Source organism: Streptomyces sp. NPDC002619 (assembly GCF_042889305.1).
In the GTDB taxonomy this organism is placed as follows: Bacteria; Actinomycetota; Actinomycetes; order Streptomycetales; family Streptomycetaceae; genus Streptomyces.
The window spans coordinates 67,790-91,980 of the sequence record NZ_JBIAQV010000017.1 but is presented as its reverse complement, the minus strand read 5'-3'; the positions used below and the strand labels follow the sequence as shown (position 1 = coordinate 91,980).

General features: G+C 68.9%; 23 protein-coding genes and 1 other RNA gene. 4 read left to right on the top strand and 20 right to left on the bottom strand.

The annotated features are described in order from the left end of the window. Positions 1 to 335: 335 nt before the first annotated feature. The 5 genes from ACFYXB_RS25285 to ACFYXB_RS25265 all read right to left on the bottom strand — a co-directional run bounded on the left by ACFYXB_RS25285 (position 336) and on the right by ACFYXB_RS25265 (position 4,944). A complete protein-coding gene (locus ACFYXB_RS25285; RefSeq protein WP_389586224.1) occupies positions 336 to 929 on the bottom strand; it encodes a CGNR zinc finger domain-containing protein in 594 nt (197 codons plus the stop codon). 100 nt (positions 930 to 1,029) lie between these two features. Beyond that, complete coding sequence (locus tag ACFYXB_RS25280; protein WP_389586221.1) at positions 1,030 to 1,260, bottom strand: hypothetical protein; 231 nt, start codon at positions 1,258 to 1,260, stop codon at positions 1,030 to 1,032. A gap of 168 nt (positions 1,261 to 1,428) precedes the next feature. Beyond that, the gene (locus ACFYXB_RS25275; protein ID WP_389586219.1) at positions 1,429 to 2,580 is read right to left on the bottom strand and encodes a uroporphyrinogen-III synthase; all 1,152 of its coding nucleotides are present in this window, start codon (positions 2,578 to 2,580) and stop codon (positions 1,429 to 1,431) included. Positions 2,581 to 2,665: 85 nt separating this feature from the next. Continuing rightward, on the bottom strand, positions 2,666 to 4,063 hold the full coding sequence (locus ACFYXB_RS25270) for a nitrate/nitrite transporter (RefSeq protein WP_389586217.1): 1,398 nt from the start codon (positions 4,061 to 4,063) through the stop codon (positions 2,666 to 2,668). Between the two features lie 410 nt (positions 4,064 to 4,473). Further along, positions 4,474 to 4,944 carry an ATP-binding protein gene (locus tag ACFYXB_RS25265; protein WP_389586214.1) on the bottom strand — a complete coding sequence of 157 codons (471 nt, stop codon included), beginning with the start codon at positions 4,942 to 4,944 and terminating at the stop codon, positions 4,474 to 4,476. Between the two features lie 221 nt (positions 4,945 to 5,165). Between ACFYXB_RS25265 and ACFYXB_RS25260 the strand changes: the two genes are divergently transcribed. Together ACFYXB_RS25260 and ACFYXB_RS25255 are read left to right on the top strand one after the other, a co-directional pair. Continuing rightward, a complete protein-coding gene (locus ACFYXB_RS25260; protein ID WP_389586212.1) occupies positions 5,166 to 6,017 on the top strand; it encodes a helix-turn-helix domain-containing protein in 852 nt (283 codons plus the stop codon). Positions 6,018 to 6,029: 12 nt separating this feature from the next. Continuing rightward, the gene (locus ACFYXB_RS25255) at positions 6,030 to 6,224 is read left to right on the top strand and encodes a DUF397 domain-containing protein (RefSeq protein WP_389586209.1); all 195 of its coding nucleotides are present in this window, start codon (positions 6,030 to 6,032) and stop codon (positions 6,222 to 6,224) included. A gap of 232 nt (positions 6,225 to 6,456) precedes the next feature. Here ACFYXB_RS25255 and ACFYXB_RS25250 read toward each other — a convergent pair whose 3' ends face one another. The 6 genes from ACFYXB_RS25250 to ACFYXB_RS25225 all read right to left on the bottom strand — a co-directional run bounded on the left by ACFYXB_RS25250 (position 6,457) and on the right by ACFYXB_RS25225 (position 14,033). After that, the gene (locus tag ACFYXB_RS25250) at positions 6,457 to 7,488 is read right to left on the bottom strand and encodes a hypothetical protein (RefSeq protein ID WP_389586205.1); all 1,032 of its coding nucleotides are present in this window, start codon (positions 7,486 to 7,488) and stop codon (positions 6,457 to 6,459) included. Then, a complete protein-coding gene (locus tag ACFYXB_RS25245) occupies positions 7,476 to 8,132 on the bottom strand; it encodes a hypothetical protein (protein ID WP_389586202.1) in 657 nt (218 codons plus the stop codon). Before ACFYXB_RS25245 ends, ACFYXB_RS25250 begins: the two co-directional genes overlap by 13 nt. A 221-nt stretch (positions 8,133 to 8,353) precedes the next feature. Further along, positions 8,354 to 9,595 (bottom strand): acyltransferase, encoded by a 1,242-nt coding sequence (locus ACFYXB_RS25240; RefSeq protein WP_389586199.1) that lies wholly within the window; start codon positions 9,593 to 9,595, stop codon positions 8,354 to 8,356. After that, positions 9,592 to 11,790: a glycosyltransferase gene (locus tag ACFYXB_RS25235; protein WP_389586197.1), complete on the bottom strand. Its 2,199-nt coding sequence runs from the start codon at positions 11,788 to 11,790 to the stop codon at positions 9,592 to 9,594. The genes ACFYXB_RS25240 and ACFYXB_RS25235 overlap by 4 nt, the downstream gene beginning before the upstream one ends. Then, positions 11,790 to 12,842, bottom strand: coding sequence for a hypothetical protein (locus tag ACFYXB_RS25230; RefSeq protein ID WP_389586195.1), 1,053 nt, complete (start codon positions 12,840 to 12,842; stop codon positions 11,790 to 11,792). The genes ACFYXB_RS25235 and ACFYXB_RS25230 overlap by 1 nt, the downstream gene beginning before the upstream one ends. Positions 12,843 to 13,067: 225 nt before the next feature. Next, positions 13,068 to 14,033, bottom strand: coding sequence for a LysR family transcriptional regulator (locus tag ACFYXB_RS25225; protein ID WP_389586194.1), 966 nt, complete (start codon positions 14,031 to 14,033; stop codon positions 13,068 to 13,070). A gap of 104 nt (positions 14,034 to 14,137) precedes the next feature. On the opposite strand from ACFYXB_RS25225, the gene ACFYXB_RS25220 reads away from it, so the two are divergent. Next, positions 14,138 to 15,370: an MFS transporter gene (locus tag ACFYXB_RS25220; protein ID WP_389586191.1), complete on the top strand. Its 1,233-nt coding sequence runs from the start codon at positions 14,138 to 14,140 to the stop codon at positions 15,368 to 15,370. On the opposite strand, the gene ACFYXB_RS25215 is transcribed toward ACFYXB_RS25220, so the two are convergent. The 7 genes from ACFYXB_RS25215 to ftsE form a co-directional block, all read right to left on the bottom strand. Continuing rightward, on the bottom strand, positions 15,337 to 16,320 hold the full coding sequence (locus ACFYXB_RS25215; RefSeq protein ID WP_351347919.1) for a PHB depolymerase family esterase: 984 nt from the start codon (positions 16,318 to 16,320) through the stop codon (positions 15,337 to 15,339). The two genes, ACFYXB_RS25220 and ACFYXB_RS25215, sit on opposite strands and share 34 nt — an antisense overlap. A 95-nt stretch (positions 16,321 to 16,415) precedes the next feature. After that, entirely contained in the window at positions 16,416 to 17,507 is a 1,092-nt protein-coding gene (locus tag ACFYXB_RS25210; protein ID WP_351347921.1) for a hypothetical protein, read from the bottom strand. Between the two features lie 153 nt (positions 17,508 to 17,660). Further along, positions 17,661 to 18,029, bottom strand: a transfer-messenger RNA (tmRNA) gene (gene ssrA, locus ACFYXB_RS25205). A 110-nt stretch (positions 18,030 to 18,139) separates the two neighbouring features. After that, complete coding sequence (gene smpB / locus ACFYXB_RS25200) at positions 18,140 to 18,619, bottom strand: SsrA-binding protein SmpB (protein WP_351347923.1); 480 nt, start codon at positions 18,617 to 18,619, stop codon at positions 18,140 to 18,142. A 78-nt stretch (positions 18,620 to 18,697) separates the two neighbouring features. Next, positions 18,698 to 19,867 (bottom strand): S41 family peptidase, encoded by a 1,170-nt coding sequence (locus tag ACFYXB_RS25195; RefSeq protein ID WP_389586188.1) that lies wholly within the window; start codon positions 19,865 to 19,867, stop codon positions 18,698 to 18,700. Between the two features lie 67 nt (positions 19,868 to 19,934). Beyond that, on the bottom strand, positions 19,935 to 20,852 hold the full coding sequence (gene ftsX / locus ACFYXB_RS25190) for a permease-like cell division protein FtsX (RefSeq protein WP_351347927.1): 918 nt from the start codon (positions 20,850 to 20,852) through the stop codon (positions 19,935 to 19,937). Positions 20,853 to 20,901: 49 nt separating this feature from the next. Then, entirely contained in the window at positions 20,902 to 21,591 is a 690-nt protein-coding gene (ftsE, locus tag ACFYXB_RS25185; protein ID WP_351347929.1) for a cell division ATP-binding protein FtsE, read from the bottom strand. Between the two features lie 225 nt (positions 21,592 to 21,816). Between ftsE and ACFYXB_RS25180 the strand changes: the two genes are divergently transcribed. Further along, entirely contained in the window at positions 21,817 to 22,008 is a 192-nt protein-coding gene (locus ACFYXB_RS25180; RefSeq protein WP_189311818.1) for a hypothetical protein, read from the top strand. 102 nt (positions 22,009 to 22,110) lie between these two features. On the opposite strand, the gene ACFYXB_RS25175 is transcribed toward ACFYXB_RS25180, so the two are convergent. Next, positions 22,111 to 22,740, bottom strand: coding sequence for a hypothetical protein (locus tag ACFYXB_RS25175; RefSeq protein WP_389586184.1), 630 nt, complete (start codon positions 22,738 to 22,740; stop codon positions 22,111 to 22,113). 294 nt (positions 22,741 to 23,034) lie between these two features. Then, complete coding sequence (prfB, locus tag ACFYXB_RS25170) at positions 23,035 to 24,141, bottom strand: peptide chain release factor 2 (protein ID WP_351347932.1); 1,107 nt, start codon at positions 24,139 to 24,141, stop codon at positions 23,035 to 23,037. Positions 24,142 to 24,191: the final 50 nt, after the last annotated feature.

Sequence of the window (24,191 nt, the reverse complement as noted above, 5' to 3'; positions counted from 1 at the left end):
TTCATTGGCCACGACGGAATCCTTGCGCACGCCCACCTCCGATGTCCGGGGGTTCCCCCAGTCGGTCGCTCGTCCACGGGTACGGGCGCAGGGCGCATCGTGTTCAAACCTGGGTGACAGTTTTCTCTTGCGTGCCATGGCGAGAGGGACATGGCAGCACATTCCCACCGTGCGATCTTTGCATTTCCGACACATCGCCGGAGGCGCCTGGGTGCCCGTGTGACGCCAGAGACAAACACGGTGTTGCCGAAATCACTTCGAGCGGGCTTCAGAAATCACGGAACGGAAGGTGCGCACCGGACACTAGCAGGCCCTTCAGGGTCCTTCATGGCCGTTCAGGCTCGGGCGAGGGCGGCCCGTCGGCGATGCCGGGCGACCCGCTCCCGGTTGCCGCAGACCTCACTGGAGCACCAGCGCCTCCGGCGTCCCCGGGACGTGTCCAGGTACACGATCGGGCAGGAGTCACCCTCGCACTGCCGGATGGCGGCCCGCGCGACGGGATCGGTCAGCAGTTCCACCGCGTCCCGGGCGACGGCCGCTAGCAGCGCCTCGCACGCGGGCGGACCGGCCAGCTCCCGTACGAGGGTGCCGTCCTCGCCGCATACGGCGCGCGGGGCGGGCGGCGGGGTACGGGCGATCTCGTTGACGCGGGCGAGCGCCAGGTCGTACGGCCGTCCGTCCGCCGCGAACCCGACCCTCACCAACTGCCCGATCTGGCCCCGCAGTTCACGAAAGTCCACCAGCCAGGCGGCGTCGGCGTGGGCCAGCGGGGTGCCCGCCGGGACGAGCCCGCAGCCCACGATCCAGGCGCGCAGCGGCTCCAGGGAGTCGAGCCGTTCCTCGGGGTGGGTGGTGGCCAGGAGATCCAGACAGATCCGCCCGGCGTCGAACCGCAGCTCGTAGGGGGCCGTGGCCGTACCCAGTGCCATGTGCCTGTCACCGCCTAGGACAGGGGAACCGTTCCCTCTCCCACAGTGCCTGCCCGCTCGCGCGGCCGGAACCCCTCGTACCGCCGTTGTGCTCAGCGGCTCAGTCGGGGCAGCCGGCCTCCATCCAGGCGTGGAATCCCTGCACCTGTTCGGCCGGCCAGGCTCCGTCGCAGGGCATCTCGCCCTCCGAGAGCGCCTGGTAGATCTTGTCGGCGTTGGCGCGCACGTCCTGATAGGAGGACAGATCGAAAGCCGCCGACATCGATTCGATGTCCTTCGGCCGGAACAGGGGTCGGATGTCGCGTTCGAAACTCGGCTGCTGCTGGCTCACGGTTCGCTCTCCTTCGGCTGCCGCCCCCGGTGGGACACAGTCGCCAACGATCGTGTCCTCCTGGCCCGCCCGCGGCCGGAGCCACGACCACGGCACCGGCATGAAAGACCACTGCTTCCCACCAATGGAGCACGACCGTCGCTGAAGCTGCCGCGAACTCCGTGACCGTCACGCGTCGGCATACTTGGCGTCGGCCGCCGGATCCAGCGCCAGGCGGTACCCCCGCTTGACCACGGTCTGGATCAACTTCGGCGCCCCGAGCGCCGTACGCAACCGGGCCATCGCAGTCTCCACAGCGTGCTCATCACGCCCGGCACCCGGCAACGCCCGCAGCAGTTCGGCCCGCGCCACCACCCACCCCGGCCGCCGCGACAGCGCCCGCAGCAGCGACATGCCCGCCGGCGGCACCGGCTTCAGGTCCCCGTCCACCAGCACCGCATGCCCCCGGATCTCCACCCGGTGCCCGGCGATCGGCAACGCCCGGGCCCGCCCCGGCAGTTCCTGGCACAGCAGCTGTACGAGCGGCCCGAGCCGGAAGCGCTCGGGCTGCACCGTGTCGACGCCCTGCGCCTGCAACGGCAGCGCGGTGACCGGCCCGACGCACGCGGGCAGCACGTCATGATGGAGCGCGGCGAGCAACTCGCCCAGCAACCCCCGCACTTCGGCCCGCGACAGCAGCGACGCCGCGGCGGGCGCGCTGGTGAAGGTGAGCGCGTCAAGCCCGCGCGAGACGGTCGCGTCGAGCAGCCGGTCCACGGGCCCGATGTCCTCCGGTGGCATCCACCGGTACACCGGCACCGGAACCACCTCGGCTCCCCCGGCCCGCAACGACTCCACGAACCCTGGCAGCGGCTCCCCGTGCAGCTGTACGGCGATACGGCGCCCGTCGACACCTTCCTCCAGCAACCGGTCGAGCACCTCGGCCATGGACTCGCTCGACGGCGACCACTCCTCGGTCAGCCCCGCGGCCCGGATCGCCCCCTTGACCTTGGGCCCACGAGCGAGCAGTTCCACCCCACGCAACCGCCCGAGCAACTGCTCCCCGACCCCCCACCCGTCGGCGGCCTCGACCCACCCCCGGAACCCGATGGCGGTCGTGGCCACGACCACGTCGGGCACCTGGCCGATGATCTCCTTGGTGGCGGCGAGCAGTTCACCGTCGTCGGCCAGCGGCACGATGCGCAGAGCGGGCGCGTGGAGCACGGTGGCGCCGCGCCGCTGAAGGAGAGCCCCGAGTTCGTCGGCGCGGCGCGCGGCCGTGACACCCACGGTGAATCCCGCCAGGGGTCCGTGTTCCGGTCGCTGCTGTTCGTCGTACATGGCTCTCCTAGCTGGGCCGCATGACGAACGAGCCTGTCAACGGTGCGTGACAGGCTCGGTTCGGCTTGATGTCGCCGGTGTTACGTCACACCTCGGCATAGCTGAGCTGCGGCTTCGCCTCTGTGGCAACCTTCGCGGGGGCCTGTGTGGCCGACCGGCGAAGGTATACGGCCCAGGTGACCACGAAGCAGGCGGCGTAGAAGGCGAGGAAGGCGACGAACGCGCCCGTGCCGGAGCCGTAGGAGAGGAAGGACTGCCGGAAGGCGAGGTTGATGCCGACGCCACCGAGCGCGCCGACCGCCCCGATGAGCCCCATGGAGGCGCCGGAAAGCCGCCGCCCGTAGCTCGCGGCCTCGTCCCCCGCCATCCCCTTGGCCAGGGCCTTCGCCTGGAAGATCCCGGGGATCATCTTGTACGTCGACCCGTTGCCGAGCCCGGTGAGCACGAACAGCACGACGAAGACGGAGACGAACAGCGGCAGCGACTTCTGCATGCTGGCGACGACGAGGACGGCGGTGGCCACGGCCATGCCGATGTAGTTGTAGAGGGTGATCTTCGCGCCGCCGTACCGGTCGGCGAGCCAGCCGCCGACGGGCCGGATGAGGGAGCCGAGCAGCGGCCCGATGAAGGTGAGGTAGGCGGCCTGGAGCGGCGTACGCCCGAACTGGTTGGTCAGCACCTGCCCGAAGGCGAAGCTGTACCCGATGAACGACCCGAAGGTGCCGACGTAGAGGAAGGACATGATCCAGGTGTGGGCGTCCTTCGCGGCGTCCTTGGCGGCGCCGGTGTCGTTGCGGACGGAGGCGATGTTGTCCATGAACAGAGCGGCGAGTACGGCGGCGACGACGATCAGCGGAATGTAGACGCCGAGCAGCACACGCGGCCCGCCACCGGCCCCGATGATCGCGAGGGCGACGAGCTGGATGACGGGCACGCCGATGTTGCCACCGCCGGCGTTGAGCCCGAGGGCCCACCCCTTCTTCCTGAGCGGAAAGAAGGCGTTGATGTTGGTCATGCTCGACGCGAAGTTCCCGCCACCGATGCCGGCGAGCAGCCCGACCCACAGGAAGGTTTCGAAGGACGTCCCCGGCTCCATGACGAGGAAGGCGGCGACGGTGGGGATGAGCAGGAGGCCCGCCGAGATGATCGTCCAGTTCCGCCCGCCGAACACGGCGACGGCGAAGGTGTACGGCACCCGGACGACGGCCCCGACGAGCGTGACCATCGACGTCAGCAGGAACTTGTCGGCGGGGGTGAGCCCGTACTCCGGCCCCATGAAGAGAACGAGCACGGACCACAGGGTCCACACGGAGAACCCGATGTGCTCGGACAGCACGGAGAAGAGCAGATTCCGCCGGGCGATCTTCTCCCCGGTCTCCTTCCAGAAGGTCTCGTCCTCGGGTTCCCACTGCTGGATCCAACGTCCACCCCGGGGAGGGGGCGCGGGGACTGCGGCGGCCGTACTGGGACTAGGGGCTGTCATGACGCCTCCACGGACTCCGGGCTCGGGCGGTTCGGGGGGATGAGCGGTGATGAGTCCCGAAGGTAGGGAGGACGCGTTTCCGGTCTGTGGCTGTGGGTGACTGGAAGGGAACGTTGCTCTCACCCTGAGGTGTGGGGGCTTGAGAGGTGGTGCGGCGGCCGTTGCCGGGGGACCCCGAACCTCGAGCGCGGCAAAACGGCCTGGACGTCGGCAATCAGCCCCTCCCCCCTTGGCCTGACGAGGGACCAGGAGTCCTTCGCCTGCCTCTTCGGAGTCCGCGACTTCAGCGGCCTGTGGCGTCCGGTGACGGCGTTCCGGGGCCTTCCCCCGGACGCGTCGGCGACACGCTCAACTTGATCCACCGCTCGTCCTGGACCACAGCCTTCGCCCGAGCGAGCGGCATAGAACAGTCAACCCGCCGACGCCGTGCCAGCGGACGCTCCACCCACTTCGAACCACAACAACTTTCCCGCCCCTCGCCCGAGCAGATCGTCCCCGAGCGGCCAGCCGCCCCACGAATCGGCGTACTGCTGTACGAGGCACAGCCCGCGTCCGCTGCCGGCGTCGACCGGGGCAGGCGGAAGGCGCTCACCGGGAGGCCTGTCGAAGGGAGCGGGAATGTGGGGGTGAGAATCCCACACCCCGACTCGCAGCCGCCCTCCCTCGAGCGCGGTCAAGCGCAGTGAGGCCGGCCCTTTGGCGTGCAGGTAGGCATTGGTGACGAGCTCGGAGGTCAACAACTCGACCACGTCGAGCACTTCATGCCGCCCATGCCCACCGAGAGCGGCCCGCACGGTCATACGTGCGACACGTGCGGCGCGGGGGTCATGGGGCAGTCGGAGGGCGTACACCCAGGTGTCGGGCAGGGTTACGGTGACCATGAACGGCTCCTACGAGGGGGGACTTGAATTCGCGCAACGACTCCGTCCAGCGGTGGCAGTGCCTGGGCTGGTGCGCTTCCGGCTTAGGGACGAGGCCAGTTGGGCGACGAGGAACCATCATAGGCAAAGCGATGTAATAATTGACATTGATCGAGAGAAAGTCTTGCCAGTTCCCTCGTGTGGGTGACCCACGGGAAACGCCGCTGACGAGAGAGGCCTCAGTGCCACCCAGCACCACCCCCACGCTGCGCCAGCAACGCCTCGGTGCCGAGTTGCGCAAGCTCCGGGAGCATTCAGGACTGACATCTACTGTGGCCGCCGAGCAACTCGGCCTCAAGCAGGCGCAGATCAGCAACATCGAGTCGGGCCGCTACGCCGTGAGTGCTGATCGCGTACGCACCTTCGCCCGCACGTACAGCTGCGCCGACACCGCGCTGATCGACGCTTTGGCCGCGATGACGGGCGGGCGTACACGCGGCTGGTGGGACGAATACCGGGAGCACCTGCCAGCAGGGCTGATCGATCTGGCCGAACTGGAACACTACGCGGCCGAGTTGCGCGTAGCCCTGGTCATCCACATCCCAGCCCTGCTTCAGACCACCGACCACGCCCGTGCCCTCTTCCGTACGGTCTTCCCACCACTCCAGCAATACGAGATCGAGCACCGCCTTACCCATCGCATCAAGCGACAAGGCATCCTTCACCGGGACAATCCCACTCCCTACACGGCGACCATTCACGAGGCGGCGCTCAGAATGGGATTCGGCGGCCGAGACGTCGCAGCCGCGCAGCTAAAGCACCTCGTCGACATGAGTGAACTCGCCAATGTCACGGTCCGGGCCATCCCTTTTGGTAACGCGAGCTTCCACGGCACCGGGCAAGGAATCGACTACGTCAGGGGAGCGGTTCCACAACTTGACACTGTGCAGCTGGACACCCATCACGGCTGCGAATTCCTGGACGGTGAAGCGCAGTTGAGCAAATACCGATCAGTGGTCGACCGCATGGAGGCAAGCGCCCTGAGCCCCGAAGCATCCCGCGACCTCATCCACCGCATCGCGCACCATCTCTGAGAGGTACAGGAAATGTCCATGCACCACTGGCAGAAGTCCTCGTACAGCGGCGACGCCTCCAACTGCGTCGAGATAGCCGCGGCCCCGACCACCATCCAAATCCGGGACTCGAAGAACACCACCGGCCCCCACCTCACCGTCGCACCCTCCACCTGGGCGAGCTTCGTCTCGTACGCAGGCGCTCTTCGGTCTTCACCGTGTCGCTGACCTCGCGCAGGTGATCGAGCGGCTGCATCTGCGTGCCCACGCAGCCGTGCCCACGGGAGCGGCGCACGGTGGCCGCCTCAGACAGGCGATTCTGAGGGTGTGACACCACGGATGCCCGTTCCCCTCTCCCACGTGCATGGATACGGAACGAAGCTATCCGCTTATGGCCGGACCTGGCCAGTCGCATCCGCGTCACATGGCCAGGTCCGCCTAGCGCCGTATCAGGCCCATCTCACCGGTTGACGGCCTGAATCTCCTGCACCACCACATCCTGGTTGGCCCCGAACATGCCGTCGTCCAGGCGTCCGCCCGCGCCACCCGTGCCGGTCCAGGTGATCTTCCAGGTGACCGTGGCCTTGAGCGGGTACGAGCCGTTCCCGGACGAACGCAGGTATTTCACCCCACAGGGTGGCGTCCGGTCCGCCTTGCCCTTGGCGTACGGCTCGCCGATGCTGCTGCCGTTGAGCCCGCAGACGCCCGACGCCGGATAGGTCACCGCATCCGAGGTACCCGGGTCAATCTTGAGCGAGATCGGTTCCGCCGTCGCGGTCGCCGAGATGCCGATGGCCGGCACGGACGCGGTGACCGACACCGGCTTGAAGTCCGCGGCGTCCAGCCAGGCCCAGGTCGGGAGGTTGACCTTGGTGGTGTTGGCGGGAGCCAGAGTCACCTTGGTACCAGGTACGCGAATCTCGTTGTACGCGAGTTCGGCCAGGATCTCTGGCGTGACGGCATTCTTGATGTTCGCCGGCGGCGGGTCACCCTTGTCCACCCAGAAGATGGGCTTGTCGCACTTGTCCCAACCGGGCGGGAAGCTCTCGTCGACGTACGAGTCCCACCAGTAGCCGTCGTCGGCCTTGTCCTTGTTGAAGTCCTTGTAGGGCTGCCCGTTGACGTACCTGTTGCGCTGCTCCAGGTCCCACTGGTCGCCGGTCGAGCCGGCCTGCCAGATCGGTTCCAGGTAGTTCTTCAGCTGATCGGGGGTGTATTTCGGCGCATACCAACAGGCGGGCGGTGTCCAGGACGTGGTCGGCGTCAGTGCGCCCGTGGAGTTTCCGCTGCCATTCTTGGAGCGGTCGAAGACGACACCCCCGACCGTCACGGAGACGGTGCCGTCGTCGCTGCTGTTCGCGTTCTGTTCTGTCTCACCGCGGCTTCCGTCCTCACCGCGTCCGCCCGCGTAGGCCGGCTGAAGTACGAACAAGGGAACACAAACTATCGATACAACCGCTGCGATCCGCGCCAACTTTCCTACGGCTGGCATTCCTTGGCCCCCCGGTTAGACACAACATTGGTGGTCTGCCAGACGCCGGCGGCGTTCTGGGCAAGCGTGGTGTGGTAAAGCACGTAGCTGTCCGCGGTCGTCGGCGTGTTCTTGACCTTGCCGGTCTTCTTCACCTTGATGAAGGACTTGCTCTCGTCAGAGCAGTAGGTGACGTATGCCTCTTTGGCTCCGGAGAGCGTGACCTTGCGGTCGAAGTAGCGGGTCTCACCGACCCAGGTGTCACCGTCGTCGATGTACCCCTGCACATAGGTGATCGACGAGCTCAGAGCCTTACCGGCGTTGTAGAAGCCGAGCGCCTCTGTGCTGGTGCTCCCCTTGAAAATCGCCTCGTCCACGGAGTTGACGCTCAGAGCACTGTCCGCGAGAACCGCGTCCTTCGTCGCGTCTCCGGACTTCGTGTCCTCGAAGACGTTCTTGACCCCGGATGGGAAGGTGATCTTCGGGCGACCGCTGGACGAGGACGCCGAAGCACTCGGCGAAGCCGACGCCGTCTCCCCCGTGTCCGCCCCCGCAATCTTGTCCTTGGCCTTGGAATCACCGTCACCCCCGCCACATCCGGCAAGCAGAAGTGCGGCCGTCGCGCCGGCGGCGGCTGTCGTGAGCAGGCGGGAACGGCGGGTCACGGTGGGCTCCTGGTGGGGCGGTTGGGGGGCCGAGAAACAGCCGATACGGTATCCGGATCCGGCATGGGCACACCAGGGCGATAAGCGACGCCCCGCCATGCCGGAGTGCGCATAGCGGGGCGATTCGGTGCCTATCCCTGGGTCAGAGCGCGGCGGTAGTTGTCATTCCGTGACAATGCAACAGCCGTGCGTTGCCGGGGTGTTGCGGGGAGCAGGTGCGCTCAGACCCTCCTCCGGCCCCCGCCCCGCTTCACCCCGTTCGGCCAAAGCCTCGGGCTGCGCTTCGCCGCGATGTCCTCGATCCAGCCGAACGCCACGATCGTGAGGCCTATCAGGGGCCAGACCAGGAAGAACATCCAGAGCATGTAGGTGGAGTCGAGGGCCGCCGTCGCTCGGTCGTTCTCCATGAACGGGAGGTTGTACGCCTGGTCGATGATCGGGACCGTGGCCATGATCAGGAGGTTGTGCCAGAGGTAGATCGTCACCGCTCGGTTGTTGGAGAGCGTCACCAACTTGTCCCAGCGGGCCAGTCTGCCCGGGAGTTCCTGCCACGACGGGGAGTACTGCAACAGGATGACCACAAAACCGAAGGACCACATCGCCTGCGCCAGCGGGATGTCGTTCAGGTCCCAGCCGTCGGGGCCCAGATGGCCCGACGCCCACCACAGGGCGAACGCCATCACCAGCGCCGAGCAGGACACCGCGACATAGCGGGGGACGCGGGCCAGTACGCCCTCGTGGTGGGCGAAGCCCAGGACCCAGCAGCCGCCGTACACCGCGAAGTCCGTGATCGCGTTGCCCGTCTCGCCGGGGATCGACACCAGACCCGTGCCTACGATCGCCGTCAGGCCCAGCGGGGCCAGCAGCGTCGGCCACGGGGCCTTGCGGAACGCCCACAGCAAAAGCGGAGACGCGACCACAAACCAGAGGTACGCCCGCAGGTACCACAGCGGGCCCGCCGCCTGTACCGCCCAAGTGTCCTCCAGCAGGCCCGACTTGGAGCCGACGTGCCAGGGGAACGGCGGGGCGCCGATCGGGATGATGTAGTCGATCAGCTTGACGAGGCCCCAGGTGCCGCCGTTGTCCGGGTCCTTCACCGGGTTCCAGCCGCCGGCGAACATCAGCGCCAGCGCCACCGCGCTGAACGCCCAGAGCGGAGGCAGCAGCCTTCGCACCCTGCTCTTGATCACGCTCAGGGGCGGTCGGCTCAGAGACCGTGCCATCAGGGAGCCCGCCAGCGCGAACATCACGCCCATGGAGGGGAACAGCACCGTCAGCCACGCCCAGCCGAAGAGGTGGTAGACCACGACCCGGACCAGGGCTATCGAGCGGAGGAGGTCCAAGTAGCGGTCTCGGCCCGAGGGTTTGACAGGAGTGGGGGTCGAGAGGCTCGGTCCAGCGTCAGCGACCGGCGCCATATGTTCTAGCGGGCCCACAGGCCCCGTCGTGTATCCCTGCGTCATCCCACCGGCCTCCGATCACCACTGTCATGCGTCCGCCGGCGCGGCACCGGGCCGCCCGGCGCCTCGACCACACCCGTGCGGCGCAGTTTCTGCCAGCGCAGGCGGCCGCCGGTCAGGGCCGTGATCCAGGACTGGAGCAGGACGACGTACATGAGTTGGCGGTAGAGGATCTGTTGCAGGGGGAGCGAGATCAGGTGGGTCATGCGTTCGCGGTCCAGGCGGAAGGCGTACGCCGCGCAGATCGCCTGGATGGCCAGCACGCCGAGCCAGGCCACGATCGTCTTCTGCGTCGGGCCGAACACCACGCCGTACAGGAGGAATACGTCGATCAGTGGGGCCAGTAGCGGGGCCACCACCATGAAGAGTGATACCAGCGGCAGGCCTACACGGCCGAAGCGGCCCGACGGGCCCTTGTCCACCAAGGCGCGGCGGTGTTTCCAGATCGCCTGCATGGTGCCGTACGACCAGCGGTAGCGCTGGGACCAGAGCTGCTGGACCGTCTCGGGGGCCTCCGTCCAGGCCCGTGCGTTCTCGGCGTAGACCACACGCCAGCCGTCGCGGTGCAGGGCCATCGTGATGTCCGTGTCCTCGGCCAGCGTGTCGTCGCTCATGCCGCCGACCCGTTCCAGGGCGGAGCGGCGGAATGCGCCCACCGCGCCGGGGATCGTGGGCATGCAGCGCAGGATGTCGTACATGCGGCGGTCGAGGTTGAAGCCCATCACGTACTCGATGTGCTGCCAGGCGCCGATGAGGGAATCGCGGTTGCCGACCTTGGCGTTGCCCGCGACCGCGCCCACGCGCGGGTCGCCGAAGGGCTGCACCAGTTCGCGGACCGTGGGCGGTTCGAAGACCGTGTCGCCGTCCATCATCACGATCAGGTCGTGACTCGCGTTCGCCAGGCCCCGGTTGAGGGCCGCCGGTTTGCCCGCGTTCATCTGTCGTACGACCCGGACGTTCGGCAGGGCCATCGCCTCTACGATCCGTGCCGTGCCGTCCGTCGAACCGTCGTCGACGACGATGATCTCGATGGGGTGTTCGCTCGCCATCAGCGAACGGACCGTGTTCTCGATGCACTTGGCCTCGTTGTACGCCGGGACGAGCACCGACACCGGCTCGGTGATCGGCGGTCCCCAGCTGAAGCCCTTGCGGCGCACCCGGCGTGCGTGGATGCCCGAGAGCAGGAGCATCAGGACGAAGCGGGAGATGACCAGGGCGCCGACCACCGCGAGGCAGACGACCAGCACGCCCGTGATGTCGTCGGAGGCCTGGACCAGGAAGATCCACGCCTTGCCCTTCCACAGGTCGACACCGGTGACCGGGGTGAGCGCGCTGGGTGCGCCGAGTGCCTCGGTCAGGTTCTGGAACTGGTAGCCCTGCGCCTGGAGTTCGGGCAGGAATTTGTCCAGGGCCTGCACGGTCTGGTGGCGGTCGCCGCCGGAGTCGTGCATCAGGACGATCGCGCCCTTGCCGTCGTGCGGGGTGGCCCGGCGGATGATCTCGTCGACTCCGGGCTTCTTCCAGTCCTCGCTGTCCGTGTTGTTGACGACGGTGATGTAGCCGCGGGTGCCGATGTACTCGGTCACCGGCCAGGACTTGTCGTCCATGGCGTCGGCGAAGGAGGAGTACGGGGGGCGGAAGAGGGAGGTACGGATACCGGCCGCGCCGGTGATCGCCAGCTGGTTCTGGGACAGCTCCCAGTCGATGCGGCCCTTGGACTGGTAGGACAGGTCGGGGTGGTTGAAGGTGTGCAGGCCGACCTCGTGCCCCTCATCCACCATGCGCTTGACCAGGTCCGGGTAGCGGGAGGTCATGGTGCCGGTGACGAAGAAGACCGCGTGCGCGTGGTGCTTCTTCAGCACGTCCAGGACCTTCGGGGTCCAGGTCGGGTCGGGGCCGTCGTCGAAGGTGAGGACGAGTCGGCGGTCGGGGACGCCCATGCTGGTCGTACGGCCGCTGCGGGTGTCGATGACCGGGCCGCCGTCGAGGATCTTCTCCGGCACCTTGTCGGTGGCGGCCTCGGGCTGGATGCGGTGGTCGGCGAGGATCTCGCTGTGGACGTAGCCGCGCAGCATCAGCATCGCCATCAGGGCGGTGAGGACGAGCAGCGGCAGCGTCAGGCGCATGGGCAGGCGGCGGCGCCGGGAGCCGTCGGGGGCTGCGGTCGCGGCCCCTTGACGGCGGGTGCGGGTTGCCATCAGAGGGTGTGCTCCGGGGACAGGTAGGTCGCGGACGAGGCCGGGGCGCCGGGCTCCTCGGCGATGGGCATCGGGGTGGACGGGCCGTGGGCCAGGGAGCCGTTTCCGCTGACGGCGCCGGCGCCGCCTGTGGCCGAGGACTCGGACGGGTCGGGCGAGGGGTCGGTGTCCACGGGCGGGCTCGGGTCGGGCGAGGCCGGGGAGGACGGGTCCGAGGAGGGCGGCTTGGGCTTCGTGGACGTACCGCCGCCCCCGGTGGTGCTCGACGCGGTCTTCGTCGCCGTCGGCTCGGGGTCGCCGGCGGTGCCGGGCTTGCCGGAGCTGCTGCCGGTGCCGGGTGTGGTCCCGCCGACGCCAGGCGACGGGGGCGCGCCGTCGCTCGCGGTCGGGGAGACCCCGGGCGAGGCGCTGCCGCTGCCGGAGGGCTGCATGGACTCGGCGGGGAGCGGGGGGGTGTCGACCTGGCCGGCGGGCTTGTCCACGTTCTGGCCCGGTACGGGCAGCCAGGGCGCGTCGGAGCTGCCGGACATCAGGGTGGCGACGATGACGACGGCGTAGACGGCGCAGGCCACGCCGACGAGCATGCCGAGCCGGCGGAACCGGCGACTGCGCCGCCCCGACGCGTCCACGAACACCGGGCCGTCGGAACCGTCCTGGCCGCCGCCGACCGGTGAGCCGGTGGCCGGGCGCAGGCGCGTGTCGCCCAGTTGTACGGCGTCGAGCTGGATCGTGACCTCGTGCGGGTCGTGGGTCGCGTCGTCGCCGCCGGGGACGGTGGCCGCGAGGGAGTCGCCCCAAGGGTCACGGAGAGAGCCGGACGGCCCGGCTGTACCCGAGGCACTCAGCACCGCGGTCGGATCGGCAGCGGTACCGGTACGGCCGTCCCGCGCCTCCCGCGCTCTCGACAGTACGGCGGTCTCGTCGGCGCCGGCCGGCGTCCTGCCGGCCTTCCCGGAACCCGGCGGCACTGCGCCGCCTCGTTCCTCCCGGCCGCCCCCGAAGACGCCCGTCCTTCCGGTCTCCGGGAACGCCTGGGTGTCGCCCCCCGTCATCGGTATGTCCCGGGTCGCCGATGCAACTTCGGGCCATTCCGGTTGGGCGTCTTCTCGCCACTCTTTCACGTGCGCACATCCCCCCACGGGACAGTTCCGGGTGCGCCTACGACGCCGAGCACCCGTCGATCGAACCAGTCCCCCACCCGGTCCGAGCGCCCCCTTTACCACACCGTGCTCAGGCCATGAATGTAGCGCACGCGGAGGAGCCGTGGACGCCGCGTCTCAGTTGTGGACACTCATCACATTTACATCACTAGCTGGAATCCACCCCTCAGCAGGCCTGTGCAGCCACTTCTCGGCCACGGCGACCTCGGTGGCCGCCCGGCGCAGCGCGCCAAGTCCGGGATGGACCAGCCCCTTTCGCCACACGAGCGACACCGACGAGAGAGGGACGGGATCGACCAGGGGGCGCAGAACCGTGCGCGGCATGGCCGGAAAGTCCACCACGGCGAGGATCGGGTGCCGCGTCTTCGCCATGATCCGCTCGAACTCCTCGTCCCCGACGGCCAGCGGAAGGGGTGGCGCGATCCGGATCCCGCGCCCCTCGAACAGCTGACGCGCGAGGCCGGTCCACTCGGGGGTGCGCGGATTCCCGGCCCCGGCGTACACCGTCTCCCCCGCCAGCGAAGACAGCGGCACCGTCTTCCGCGCGGCGAGCGGGTGGTCGTCGGGGAGGACGACGGCCATGGGCTCGTAGCGCACGGGCTGTTGTTCGAGGCCGGTCCGCAGCGCCGGGTCCAGGCCCGCGAAGCGGCCGAACGACGCGTCCAGGCGGCCCGCGAGCAGTTCGGCCGCCGCTCCGGTCAGCCCGCTCTCGTAGCGGGCCATCAGCTCGCAGTCGGGGGCGAGTTCACGGGCCCGGTGCAGCACCCGGCGACCGGTGACCAGGCCCGGAGAGTTGAGGTCGACCAGCAGGGGCCGGGCCTGTCCGAAGGCGGCGAGGAGGTCGTCCTGGGCGGCGAGGACCCTGCGGGCGAACGGCACCAGGCGCTCACCGTCCGCGGTCAGGGTCACCTGGCGGGTGGTCCGTACGAACAGCTCGCTGCCCAGCTCGCGCTCCAGGCGCCGTACGTCCCGGCTCAGCGCCTGCTGCGCGACGTACAGCCGGGCCGCGGCGCGGGTGAAGTGCAGTTCCTCGGCGACGGTGACGAAGGCGCTGAGCAGACGGGGGTCCAGGTGGGCGGGCATCCGGCGAACCTACGTGGGCCCAAGCCCCATTCACAACGTCGATGCGTCAATCGGCACCGAGAAGGTGTTGGACCCCTTGATCCACTCCGAGTGACGGTGGAGCCATGCCTCAGTCCCCGACCGGCGCGTACCGCCGGCTGTTCCGCCTGCCCGGTGCCCGGGCCTTCACCGCCGGCAACCTGATCGCCCGGCTCCCCATAGGCATGTTCAGCGTGAGCGCGGTCGTCATGATCGCGGGGTCCAGGGGCTCGTACGCCCTCGCCGGCGCCGTCACCGCGACCGGCCTCGCGGCGACCGCCGTCGCCGGGCCGTGGCTCGCGCGGCTCGTCGACCGGCGCGGGCAGGCCCGGGTCGCCGTACCTGCCACGGTCGCCGCGGTGCTGGGCAGCCTCGCATTGTTGCTGTGCGTCCGCTACGACGCCCCGGACTGGACCCTCTTCGCCGCGTACGCCGCGACCGCGTCCACCCCCAACATCGGCGGCCTCTCCCGCGCCCGCTGGGCCCATCTGCTGCGGGACGACCCCGGCGCCCTGCACACCGCGAACGCGTTCGAGCAGGCTGCGGACGAGCTGTGCTTCATGCTCGGGCCGGTCCTCGCGTCCTTCCTGACCGGGACGTTCTTCCCGGAGGCGGGCACGCTCGTCGGCGCGTGCCTGCTGCTCGCCGGGATGCTGCTGTTCACCGCCCAGCGCGCGACCGAGCCTCCGCCGCGGGCGCTCACCCGGGCCGCGTCACCGATCCGCACCCCCGGCTTTCCTCCGCTCCTGGCCTGTTTCGTCGCCACGGGTGCGGTGTTCGGGTCGATGGAAGTCGTCACGATCGCGTACGCGGACGGGCAGGGGCACCGCTCGGCGGCCGGGCTTGTGCTGGCGCTCCAGGCGGCCGGGTCGTGCGCGGCGGGCCTGCTGTACGGCGCCCGGAAACCGGCGGCGCCGCACCTGACCCGCTGCCTGGGCGCGATGACCGTGCTGATGTCCCTGCCGCTGCTCGCCGCCACCACGGCGGGATCCCTCTGGGCCCTTGCACCGGCGCTGTTGGCGGCGGGCATGGCAACCGCCCCGACCATGGTGACCGCGATGACGCTGGTCCAGCGGCGCACCCCTGAGGACCGTCTGAACGAGGGCATGAGCCTCGTCGTCACAGGCCTGCTCACTGGCATAGCCTGCGGCTCGGCACTCGGCGGCTGGGCCACGGAACACACCTCGGCCGCCGCCTTCGCCGTACCGGTCGTGGCGGCGGCCGGTGCCCTGCTGATCAACTCATCGGCGGGTGCGCTGAGTTCGAGACGCCGAATCTCAGCCCCTCAGCCCAGACCCCACGCCCGGCCGAGCCGGTAGGCGGCGCACAGGTTCACGTCCAGGATGTAGGCCCCGGCCGTCCCGCACTGCTCGCTGCCGGTACCGGGGTCGACGGGCTGACCATGTCCCATGCCGGTGATGCTGTACGTCTCCACGACCGCGTTCCCGGCCGGGTTCCGGAAGACCTGGTGCGGGTACCCGGCGACGGTGTCGCTGACGTCGGCGGTCTGGTCGGCGCCCTGCACATCGGTCCACTGCTTCATCAGGTCGGTCATGTTGACGGGCTTCACGGTGTAGTCGGCGCTGCCCTGGAAGACGGTGAGCACCGGCCAGGGCCCGGTGTACCCGGGGCGGGCGGCGCGCACCCGGTCGCCCCACTGCTTCGCGGTCTGCGTGGCGCCGACGTACATGCACACGTACGGCGATCCGGCCGCCTGCGCACAGCCGTACGGCAGCCCGGCGACGACGCCTCCGCCGGCGAACTTCTCGGGGTACGTGGCCATCATGACGGAGGTCATCCCGCCGCCGGCGGACAGCCCGGTGACGTACACCCGTGAGGCGTCCCCGGAGACGTCGGCGAGTTGCCGGTCCACCATCTGCGCGACGCTGGCGGCCTCGCCCTGGCCGCGTTCGATGTCGCCGGTCTGGAACCAGTTGAAGCAGGAGGAGAGGTTGTTGGCGGAGGTCTGCTGGGGCAGGACGACGGAGAAGCCCCAGCGGTCGGCGAGTTGGAGCCAGCCGCTGCCGGTGCCGTACCCGGAGGCGTTCTGGGTGCAGCCGTGCAGGGCGACGACGACGGGCCGTCCGGCGGGCAGGCCGTCCGGGACGTACCGGAACATGCGCAGGGCCCCGGGGTTGGTTCCGAAGCCGGTGACCTCCTGGAGGGAGGCGGCGGAGGCGCGGCCCGGGGTGAGGAGGGCGGCGAGCAGGGCGACGAGGAGGGTCGCGAGGACGGTGAGGTGGTGACGTGCGGCTCTGGTCTGTGTCATGGGGAGGGACCGTAGGAGCGCGTACCGCCTCCCGATATGGCCCGGGACACCACAACTGGGCGTCCCGGGCTGGGTGTTGGCGCTGTGCGACGGGCTCAGCCCTGGCGCAGGGCGGGCATCGGCAGCGGGATGTTGTACGCGGTCGCGCCCGCGCCGACGCCGCCCTCGCAGGTGTTCGGCGGTGCGGTGCCGGTGCCGCGCGTGGAGGGGCGTTCGGCAGCCCAGAACATGTAGCCGAGCAGACCGGAGCTGGTGCCGGCCCCGTTCGGCGCGACGGTCTGGGTGAACGAACCCGTGGAGTTCTGCAGCGAGTTGGCGAAGTCGGTGCACTCGGGCAGGGACTTGGACTGGTCGCTGATGTAGACGGCGCCGGTGAACTTGGCGGGCGCGAGCGGCGGGACCTTCGGCGAGTACGTCGGCTTGCCGTCCACATGCTCCTGCCAGTTGGCGATCGCCGAACTGGTGGAGGGCTGCCGGGCGGGCACCATGGCGTTGGCGTAGTCGAGGACGGGGGTGTCGGTGCGCAGCCAGTCGGCGGTGGCCTTGCGGTTGATGTCGATGAGCCAGCGGTCGCCGGCGGCGGTGTCGAGGGTGAGCCGGGCGGCCGGGTCGGATCCCGAGGCGTCGTACGGGTGCGCGGCCCGGTAGGCGTCGATGAAGGCCTGGAGTCCGGTGAGGTCCGGGTTGGTGTTCTGCTCGTAGTCGATCTCGATGCCGACGCCGAGGTCGCTCGCGAGGGCCGCGGCCCGCTGGCCGAGGAGGGTCGCGTTCTCGGCGAGCGCGGAGTCCCAGGCGTCGGTGTAGGTGATCCCGCCGATGGAGAGCATCACGCGGATCCCGTGTGCCGTGAAGTACTGCACGATGTCGCGGGTCATGCCCTTGGGCACGCCGTTCACGGTTGTCGCGTCGTTCGTGCCGTGCAGCAGCTTGAGCGGTTCGACGAAGCTGAGCACGACGAGGTTGACAGAGGGGCGGCCGTCGCCGCGGTCGATCAGCCAGTGGTTCTGCGAGTCGAACTCGGCGACGGTGCGGACGGTGCCCCAGGTGCAGGCGTCGTTCGAGCAGTGCCAGGCGCCGTAGATCTGCGGTGGGGTGCCGGTGGCGGCCGAGGCGGTGGAGACGGACGGGGCGTACGGGACGAGCAGGGCGGTGAGCAGCCCGAGCACGGCGAGCAGTCTGCGGCGCATACGTACCTTCCGGGGAGGGAGCGGCTACGGGATGCGGGAGGTGGCGCGGGCAGCGTGGCAGGTCCAGACCAATCCGGCAAGGGTGTGCGAGGCAGAGGGCAGACACGACGAAGGCCCGGTGGTCTATGACCACCGGGCCCTCAACATGGGAAATCGTGGAGATGGCGGGAATCGAACCCGCGTCCAACGGTGCGGAATCAGGGCTTCTCCGTGTGCAGTTCGCTTCGCTTTTCTCGGCCCCGGAGATCACGCGAACAAGTCTCCGACGGGCTCAGTCACTGTTTGGTTTCCCTCTTCACCCCGTGACCGGGATCAAGGTTTAGTTCCCTAGCTGATGCCAGGATCCGGGTCGGGAACAGCCCCGGGCTGACACTTCGCAAGTCGCTACTTAGGCAGCGAGGGCGAAGGAATCGCGCTTGGTATTGGCGATTATTTTTTTCGGCCTGTGGTTTACGAGATCATGGCCGCTTCCTCGACACGCTTCCCCTGCTTCGACAGCCGCTGTCGAAACCGATCATCCCCATGTTGTTTTTTCAAACCCTCCGGAGAGGGTCACGCGCACCCGCTGTGGAGTGCAGATCCATCCTACGTGACCAACGCGGGTGGGTGCCAGCGTATTCCTGGCGACACATCTACCCACGCTGCTTGCGCCGCACCGCCGACATCGCACGGTCCGCCTCACGCCGGTCCTGCTGCTCACGCAGGGTCTGCCGCTTGTCGTACTCCTTCTTGCCCTTCGCCAGCGCGATCTCGACCTTGGCACGGCCGTCCTTGAAGTACAGGGCGAGGGGCACGATCGTGTGACCCGTCTCCTGCGACTTGGACTCCAGCTTGTCGATCTCGTCGCGGTGCAGCAGCAGCTTCCGCTTGCGGCGGGCGCTGTGGTTGGTCCAGGTGCCCTGGCTGTACTCGGGCACGTGCACGTTGTGCAGCCACGCCTCGTGGCCGTCCAGCTGGACGAAGCCGTCCACGAGCGAGGCCCTTCCCTGGCGCAGCGACTTCACCTCGGTGCCCATGAGGACCAGTCCGGCCTCGTAGGTGTCGAGGATGTGGTAGTCGTGCCGCGCCTTCTTGTTCTGCGCGATCAGCTTGCGCCCTTTTTCCTTAGCCATAGTGCCGACCATTTTCGCACCACACAGGGGGTGCGCGGGAAGTGCATTAACGGAGGTGGCTCGCGGCGGTCGTAGCGCCTACGACGGATCGCCCAGGCCGCTGAGGACGGTTTCCGCCCGCTCCAGCGCCCGCTGCTCGACCTCCAGGTCGGGCGTGATGCCCCGGCCGTCGACGGTGTGTCCGGAGGGAGTGCGGTAGTGGCCGACGGTCAGCTCGGCGACGGAGCCGTCGGGCAGCCGGCTGGGCATCTGCACCGAGCCCTTGCCGAAGGTGCGCGTGCCGACGACGACCGCGCGGCCGCGGTCCTGGAGGGCGCCGGTGAGCATCTCGGCCGCGCTCATCGTGCCGCCGTCGACGAGCGCGACCAGCGGGCGGGTGGTGTCACCGCCCGCCGCGGCGTGCAGGACACGCTGGGCGCCGTCGACGTCGTACGTCGCGACGAGGCCGCCGTCGAGGAAGGCGGAGGCGGCGGTGACGGCCTCGGTGACCAGGCCGCCGGAGTTGCCGCGCAGGTCGAGGATGATCCCGGCGCCGGCCGGGGCCTGCCTGACGGCCGTGCGGACGACGTCGCCCGAGCCCTTGGTGAAGGCACCGATCTTGATGACGGTCGCATCGGCGGGGAGCCTGCGGACGGTCACGGAGTCGGTGGACAGCCGGGCCCGGCGCAGTGTCTCGCTCCACGCTCGTGTGCCGCGCTCCAGGCCGAGGCGGACGCTGGTGCCCGCGGGGGCGTCGTCGGCGTCGCCGCGCAGGAGGGCGACGACCTCGGTGACGGGGCGGCCGTCGACCTTGGTGCTGTCGATGCTGCGCAGCCGGTCGCCAGGGTGGATGCCGGCGGCGGCCGCGGGCGACCCGGACTGCACCTTGGTCACCTCGATCCGGCCGTCGCGCTCGCGCCGCGTCCACAGGCCGACGCCGGTGTACTCGCCGTCGAGGGCCTCCTCGAACTCCTGGTACTCGCCCTCGGAGTAGACCGCGCTCCAGCGGTCCCCGCTGCGACTGACCGCCCGTTCGGCCGCCTCCATGGGGGACTTGCCGTCGGCCAGGGCCTCGGCGGCGGCCTTCTGGACGTCGTCGTGGCGGATGTCGGCACCGACCGCGCCCTGTGCGGCCCGGCGGCCGGAGGCGTCGGAGAAGGAGAAGGAGCCGGTCGCGGCGCCGGTGACGAGGACGCCGGCGAAGACCAAAGTCAGGGCCGCCCCGCGGCGGATGCGGCGGGGCTGACAGAACGGGTCGCGGCCTGACATGCCGGTGAGTCTAGGACAAGCCGGAGGGCCGTACGGCCGGTTGACCGTACGGCCCTCTTGGCATGCGTCACACCTTCAGGTACTTGCGCAGCGCGAAGAAAGCGGCCAACGCGGGCATGAGAAGGCTCGTCGCCAGGATGAGCGGCAGCTTGGTCAACACCGCGTCCCAGCCGATGAAGTTGATCAGATTGAGCTTCTGGGACAGGGCCAGACCGTGGTCGATGATGAAGTACCGTGCCACGACGAGGAATCCACAGGCGACGGTGCCGCCGATGAGCCCGGCGACCGCGGCCTCGGCGATGAACGGCGCCTGGATGTAGAAGCCGGAGGCACCGACCAGCCGCATGATCCCGGTCTCACGGCGACGGCTGAACGCGGACACGCGCACGGTGTTGACGATCAGCATCAGCGCGACGACCAGCATCAGCGCCATGACCATCCGTGCGGCCCAGTTCATGCCGTTCAGCAGCCCGAACAAGTTATCCAGAATGCCCTTTTGGTCCTGAACCGACTGCACGCCGTCCCGCCCGTCGAAGGCGGTCGCGATGACCTGGTATTTCTCCGGGTCCTTCAGCTTGATGCGGTACGACTCCTGCATCTGGTCCGGCGTGAGGGAGCTTGCCAGCGGGGAGTCCCCGAACTGCTCCTTGTAGTGCTTGTAGGCCTGGTCCTGCGACTCGTAGCTGACCTTCTCGACCACGGACATCTTGCCGAGGTCGGACATGATCTGCTTCTTCTGGTCGTCCGTGACCGCGCCCTTGGCGCAGTTGGGGTCCGACTCGGCGTCGCTCTTGTTGCAGAGGAAGACCGAGACGTTGACCTTGTCGTACCAGTAGCCCTTCATGGTGGTGACCTGGTCGCTCATCAGCAGCGAACCGCCGAAGAGGGCCAGGGACAGGGCGACGGAGACGATCACCGCGAAGGTCATCGTCAGATTGCGGCGGAGACCGACTCCGATCTCCGACAGTACGAACTGGGCGCGCATGACGTCGGGTTAAGCCTTTCCGTGGAACTGCTGCGGATCGGTCGCGGTCTCAGTGCTGGTAGCCGTACACACCGCGTGCCTGGTCGCGGACGAGGCGGCCCTTCTCCAGCTCGATGACGCGCTTACGCATCTGGTCCACGATGTTCTGGTCGTGCGTCGCCATCACGACAGTCGTACCGGTCCTGTTGATCCGGTCGAGCAACTTCATGATGCCGACGGAGGTCTGCGGGTCGAGGTTGCCGGTGGGCTCGTCGGCGATCAGCAGCTTGGGCCGGTTCACGAAGGCCCGCGCGATGGCGACGCGCTGCTGCTCACCACCGGACAGCTCGCCCGGCATCCGGTCGTCCTTGCCGCCGAGCCCGACAAGGTCGAGCACCTGCGGCACGGACTTGCGGATCTCGCCGCGTGACTTGCCGATGACCTCCTGCGCGAAGGCCACGTTCTCGGCGACCGTCTTGTTGGGTAGGAGACGGAAGTCCTGGAACACCGTCCCCAGCTGGCGGCGCATCTGCGGCACCTTCCAGTTGGAGAGGCGCGCGAGGTCCTTGCCCAGAACGTGCACCTGGCCGTGACTGCACCGCTCCTCGCGGAGGATCAGCCGCAGGAAGGTGGACTTTCCGGAGCCGGAGGACCCCACGAGGAACACGAACTCGCCCTTCTCGACCTCGAGGGTGACATCCCTGAGGGCGGGGCGGGTCTGCTTGGGGTAGACCTTGGAGACATTGTCGAATCGGATCACGGATGCACCACGGGTCGCCGGGGGTAGATGAGCGTGACCATACGCGAACCGGGTGGGCGAGCGCAGTCGCCGGTCACGGTTGGGTGGGCTTGTCTGTATTTGTGCGGGGCGGGGCTTTCCGAGCGACCGCGCTCTTTCCAGGGGAACCTGGCACAGTGGAGGGGGGAACGTTCTCGTTCCCGGATGCGTTGTATGTGTGATGGCCGGTGCAAGGAGGGCGAGCGCATGACGTACGACCGGTTGGTGTGCGCGAACTGCGCGGCGCCCGTGAGCGAGGGCCGGTGCCCGGTGTGCCGTGCCAACCGCGAGCGGCTGCAGCAGGAGAGCTTCTTCGCGGGACTGAACCCGGTGGCACTCATCGCGCTGCTGGCGGTGCTCATCGCCACGGTGGCGCTGCTGGCGCACCAGACCGCGTAGACGGCGTCCAGAGCGACCGAAGGGCCCGGAGCGACAAGCTCCGGGCCCTTCGCCGTACGACGTGCGCACAGTCCGTGCGCGTACGACTACCGAGGGCTGACCTCAGGCGGCCGCGCCACCCCGGCCGCCCATGAGGCGCGGCAGGATACGGAAGCCGATGCCACCGGCGATCATGGTGGCGGCACCGATGACGAGGAACGTGGTCTGCGCGGCACCGGTCTCGGCGAGCTGGTCGCCGTTGCCCTGGGCCTGGGCGGCCGAGTCGGAACCGGTGTCGGTGAGGGCCGAGGAGCCCTCCTCCTGGGCGGAGGTGCCGGAGCCGCCGTCGGGGTCGGTGTTGTTGTTGCCGCCACCGCTGTCGTTGTTGCCGCCACCGCTGTCGTTGTTGCCACCGCCGTTGCCGTTCCCGTCGGTCGGGTCCTCGGTGGGCTCGTCGGTGGGCTCGGTGGGCTCCTCCGTGGGCTCGGTCGGGTCCAGGGTGCTCGGCGGCTCCTCGGTCGGGGTGGCCGGCGGCGTGCTCGCCGGGTCGGTCGGGATCCCGGTGTCGGTCGGGCCCGGCGCCGGAGTGGTCTCCTCGTCGCCGAGGTTGACGTGTGCGGAGACACCGCTGTCGTCCGCGCTCACGCCGATGTCGAGGGCGGAAGCCGCACCCGCGGCGGTGAGCGAGGCGCCCGCGGCGATCACGGTGCCGGCCGCTATCCGCGCGATCCGGATCCGCGTCTTCTTGGTCATGTGGTTGCTACCCCCAGTAGCTGATGGTCAACGTGCGGCGCATGGGGCTGGCCGTGCTCGACGGAGGGCAGCTGACGTCTTGCAAAGTCCCCCGGTTCACATGCGCCCCAGAAATTCGCATGCCACGCTTCACCCTTCCCATTTTTCAAAGCATCGTCAAGGCCGTTGCGCGCGCATTGTCCGCTTGCGGGACGTATGACGGGAGTTGAAGCGTGTGAGTGTGATGTAAAACCCAGACAAATGCCAACTGCCGCCTCGGGGGCGGCAGTTGGCGAGTCGATGAATCTACTGCGGTTACTTCTCCTGCTGCTTGCGCCAGCGAATGCCGGCCTCCAGGAAGCCGTCGATCTCCCCGTTGAACACGGCCTCGGGGTTGCCGACCTCGTAGTCCGTGCGCAGGTCCTTGACCATCTGATAGGGGTGCAGCACGTACGAACGCATCTGGTTGCCCCAGGAGTTGCCGCCGTCGCCCTTGAGGGCGTCCATCTTGGCCTGCTCCTCCTGCCGGCGGCGCTCCAGCAGCTTGGCCTGGAGCACGTTCATCGCGCTGGCCCGGTTCTGGATCTGCGATCGCTCGTTCTGGCAGGAGACCACGATGCCGGTGGGCAGGTGTGTGATGCGCACGGCGGAGTCGGTGGTGTTGACGCCCTGGCCGCCGGGCCCGGAGGACCGGTAGACGTCGACCCTCAGCTCGGACTCGTCGATCTCGACGTGGTCGGACTTCTCGACGACCGGGAGCACCTCGACGCCCGCGAAGGAGGTCTGGCGCCGCCCCTGGTTGTCGAAGGGCGAGATGCGCACCAGCCGGTGCGTGCCCTGCTCGACGGAGAGCGTGCCGTAGGCGTACGGGATCTCGACGGCGAAGGTGGTCGACTTGATGCCGGCCTCTTCCGCGTACGACGTCTCGTAGATCTCGGTCTTGTAGCCGTGCTGCTCGGCCCAGCGCAGATACATGCGCTGGAGCTTCTCGGCGAAGTCGGCGGCGTCGACGCCACCGGCCTCGGCGCGGATGTTGACGAGCGCCTCGCGGGCGTCGTACTCACCGCTGAGCAGCGTCCGGACCTCCATCTCGTCCAGCGCCTTCTTCACGGAGGCGAGCTCGGACTCGGCCTCGGCGCGGGTGTCCGGGTCGTCCTCCTCGTCGGCCATCTCGAAGAGCACGGCGAGATCGTCGATCCGCCCGCGCAGCGCCTCCGCCTTCCTGACCTCGGCCTGGAGGTGGGAGAGCTGGCTGGTGATCTTCTGCGCCTCGTCCGGGTTGTCCCACAGGGCCGGCGCGGCCGCCTGCTCCTCGAGCACGGCGATGTCTGCCCTCAGCTTGTCGAGGTCCAGAACGGCCTCGATCGACTCCATGGTCGAGGAGAGGGACTTGAGCTCTTCGGATACATCGAGGACTGCCACGCCTTCAAGCGTAACGGCTCCGCCCACAGGCGGTGGCCACGCACCGGGAC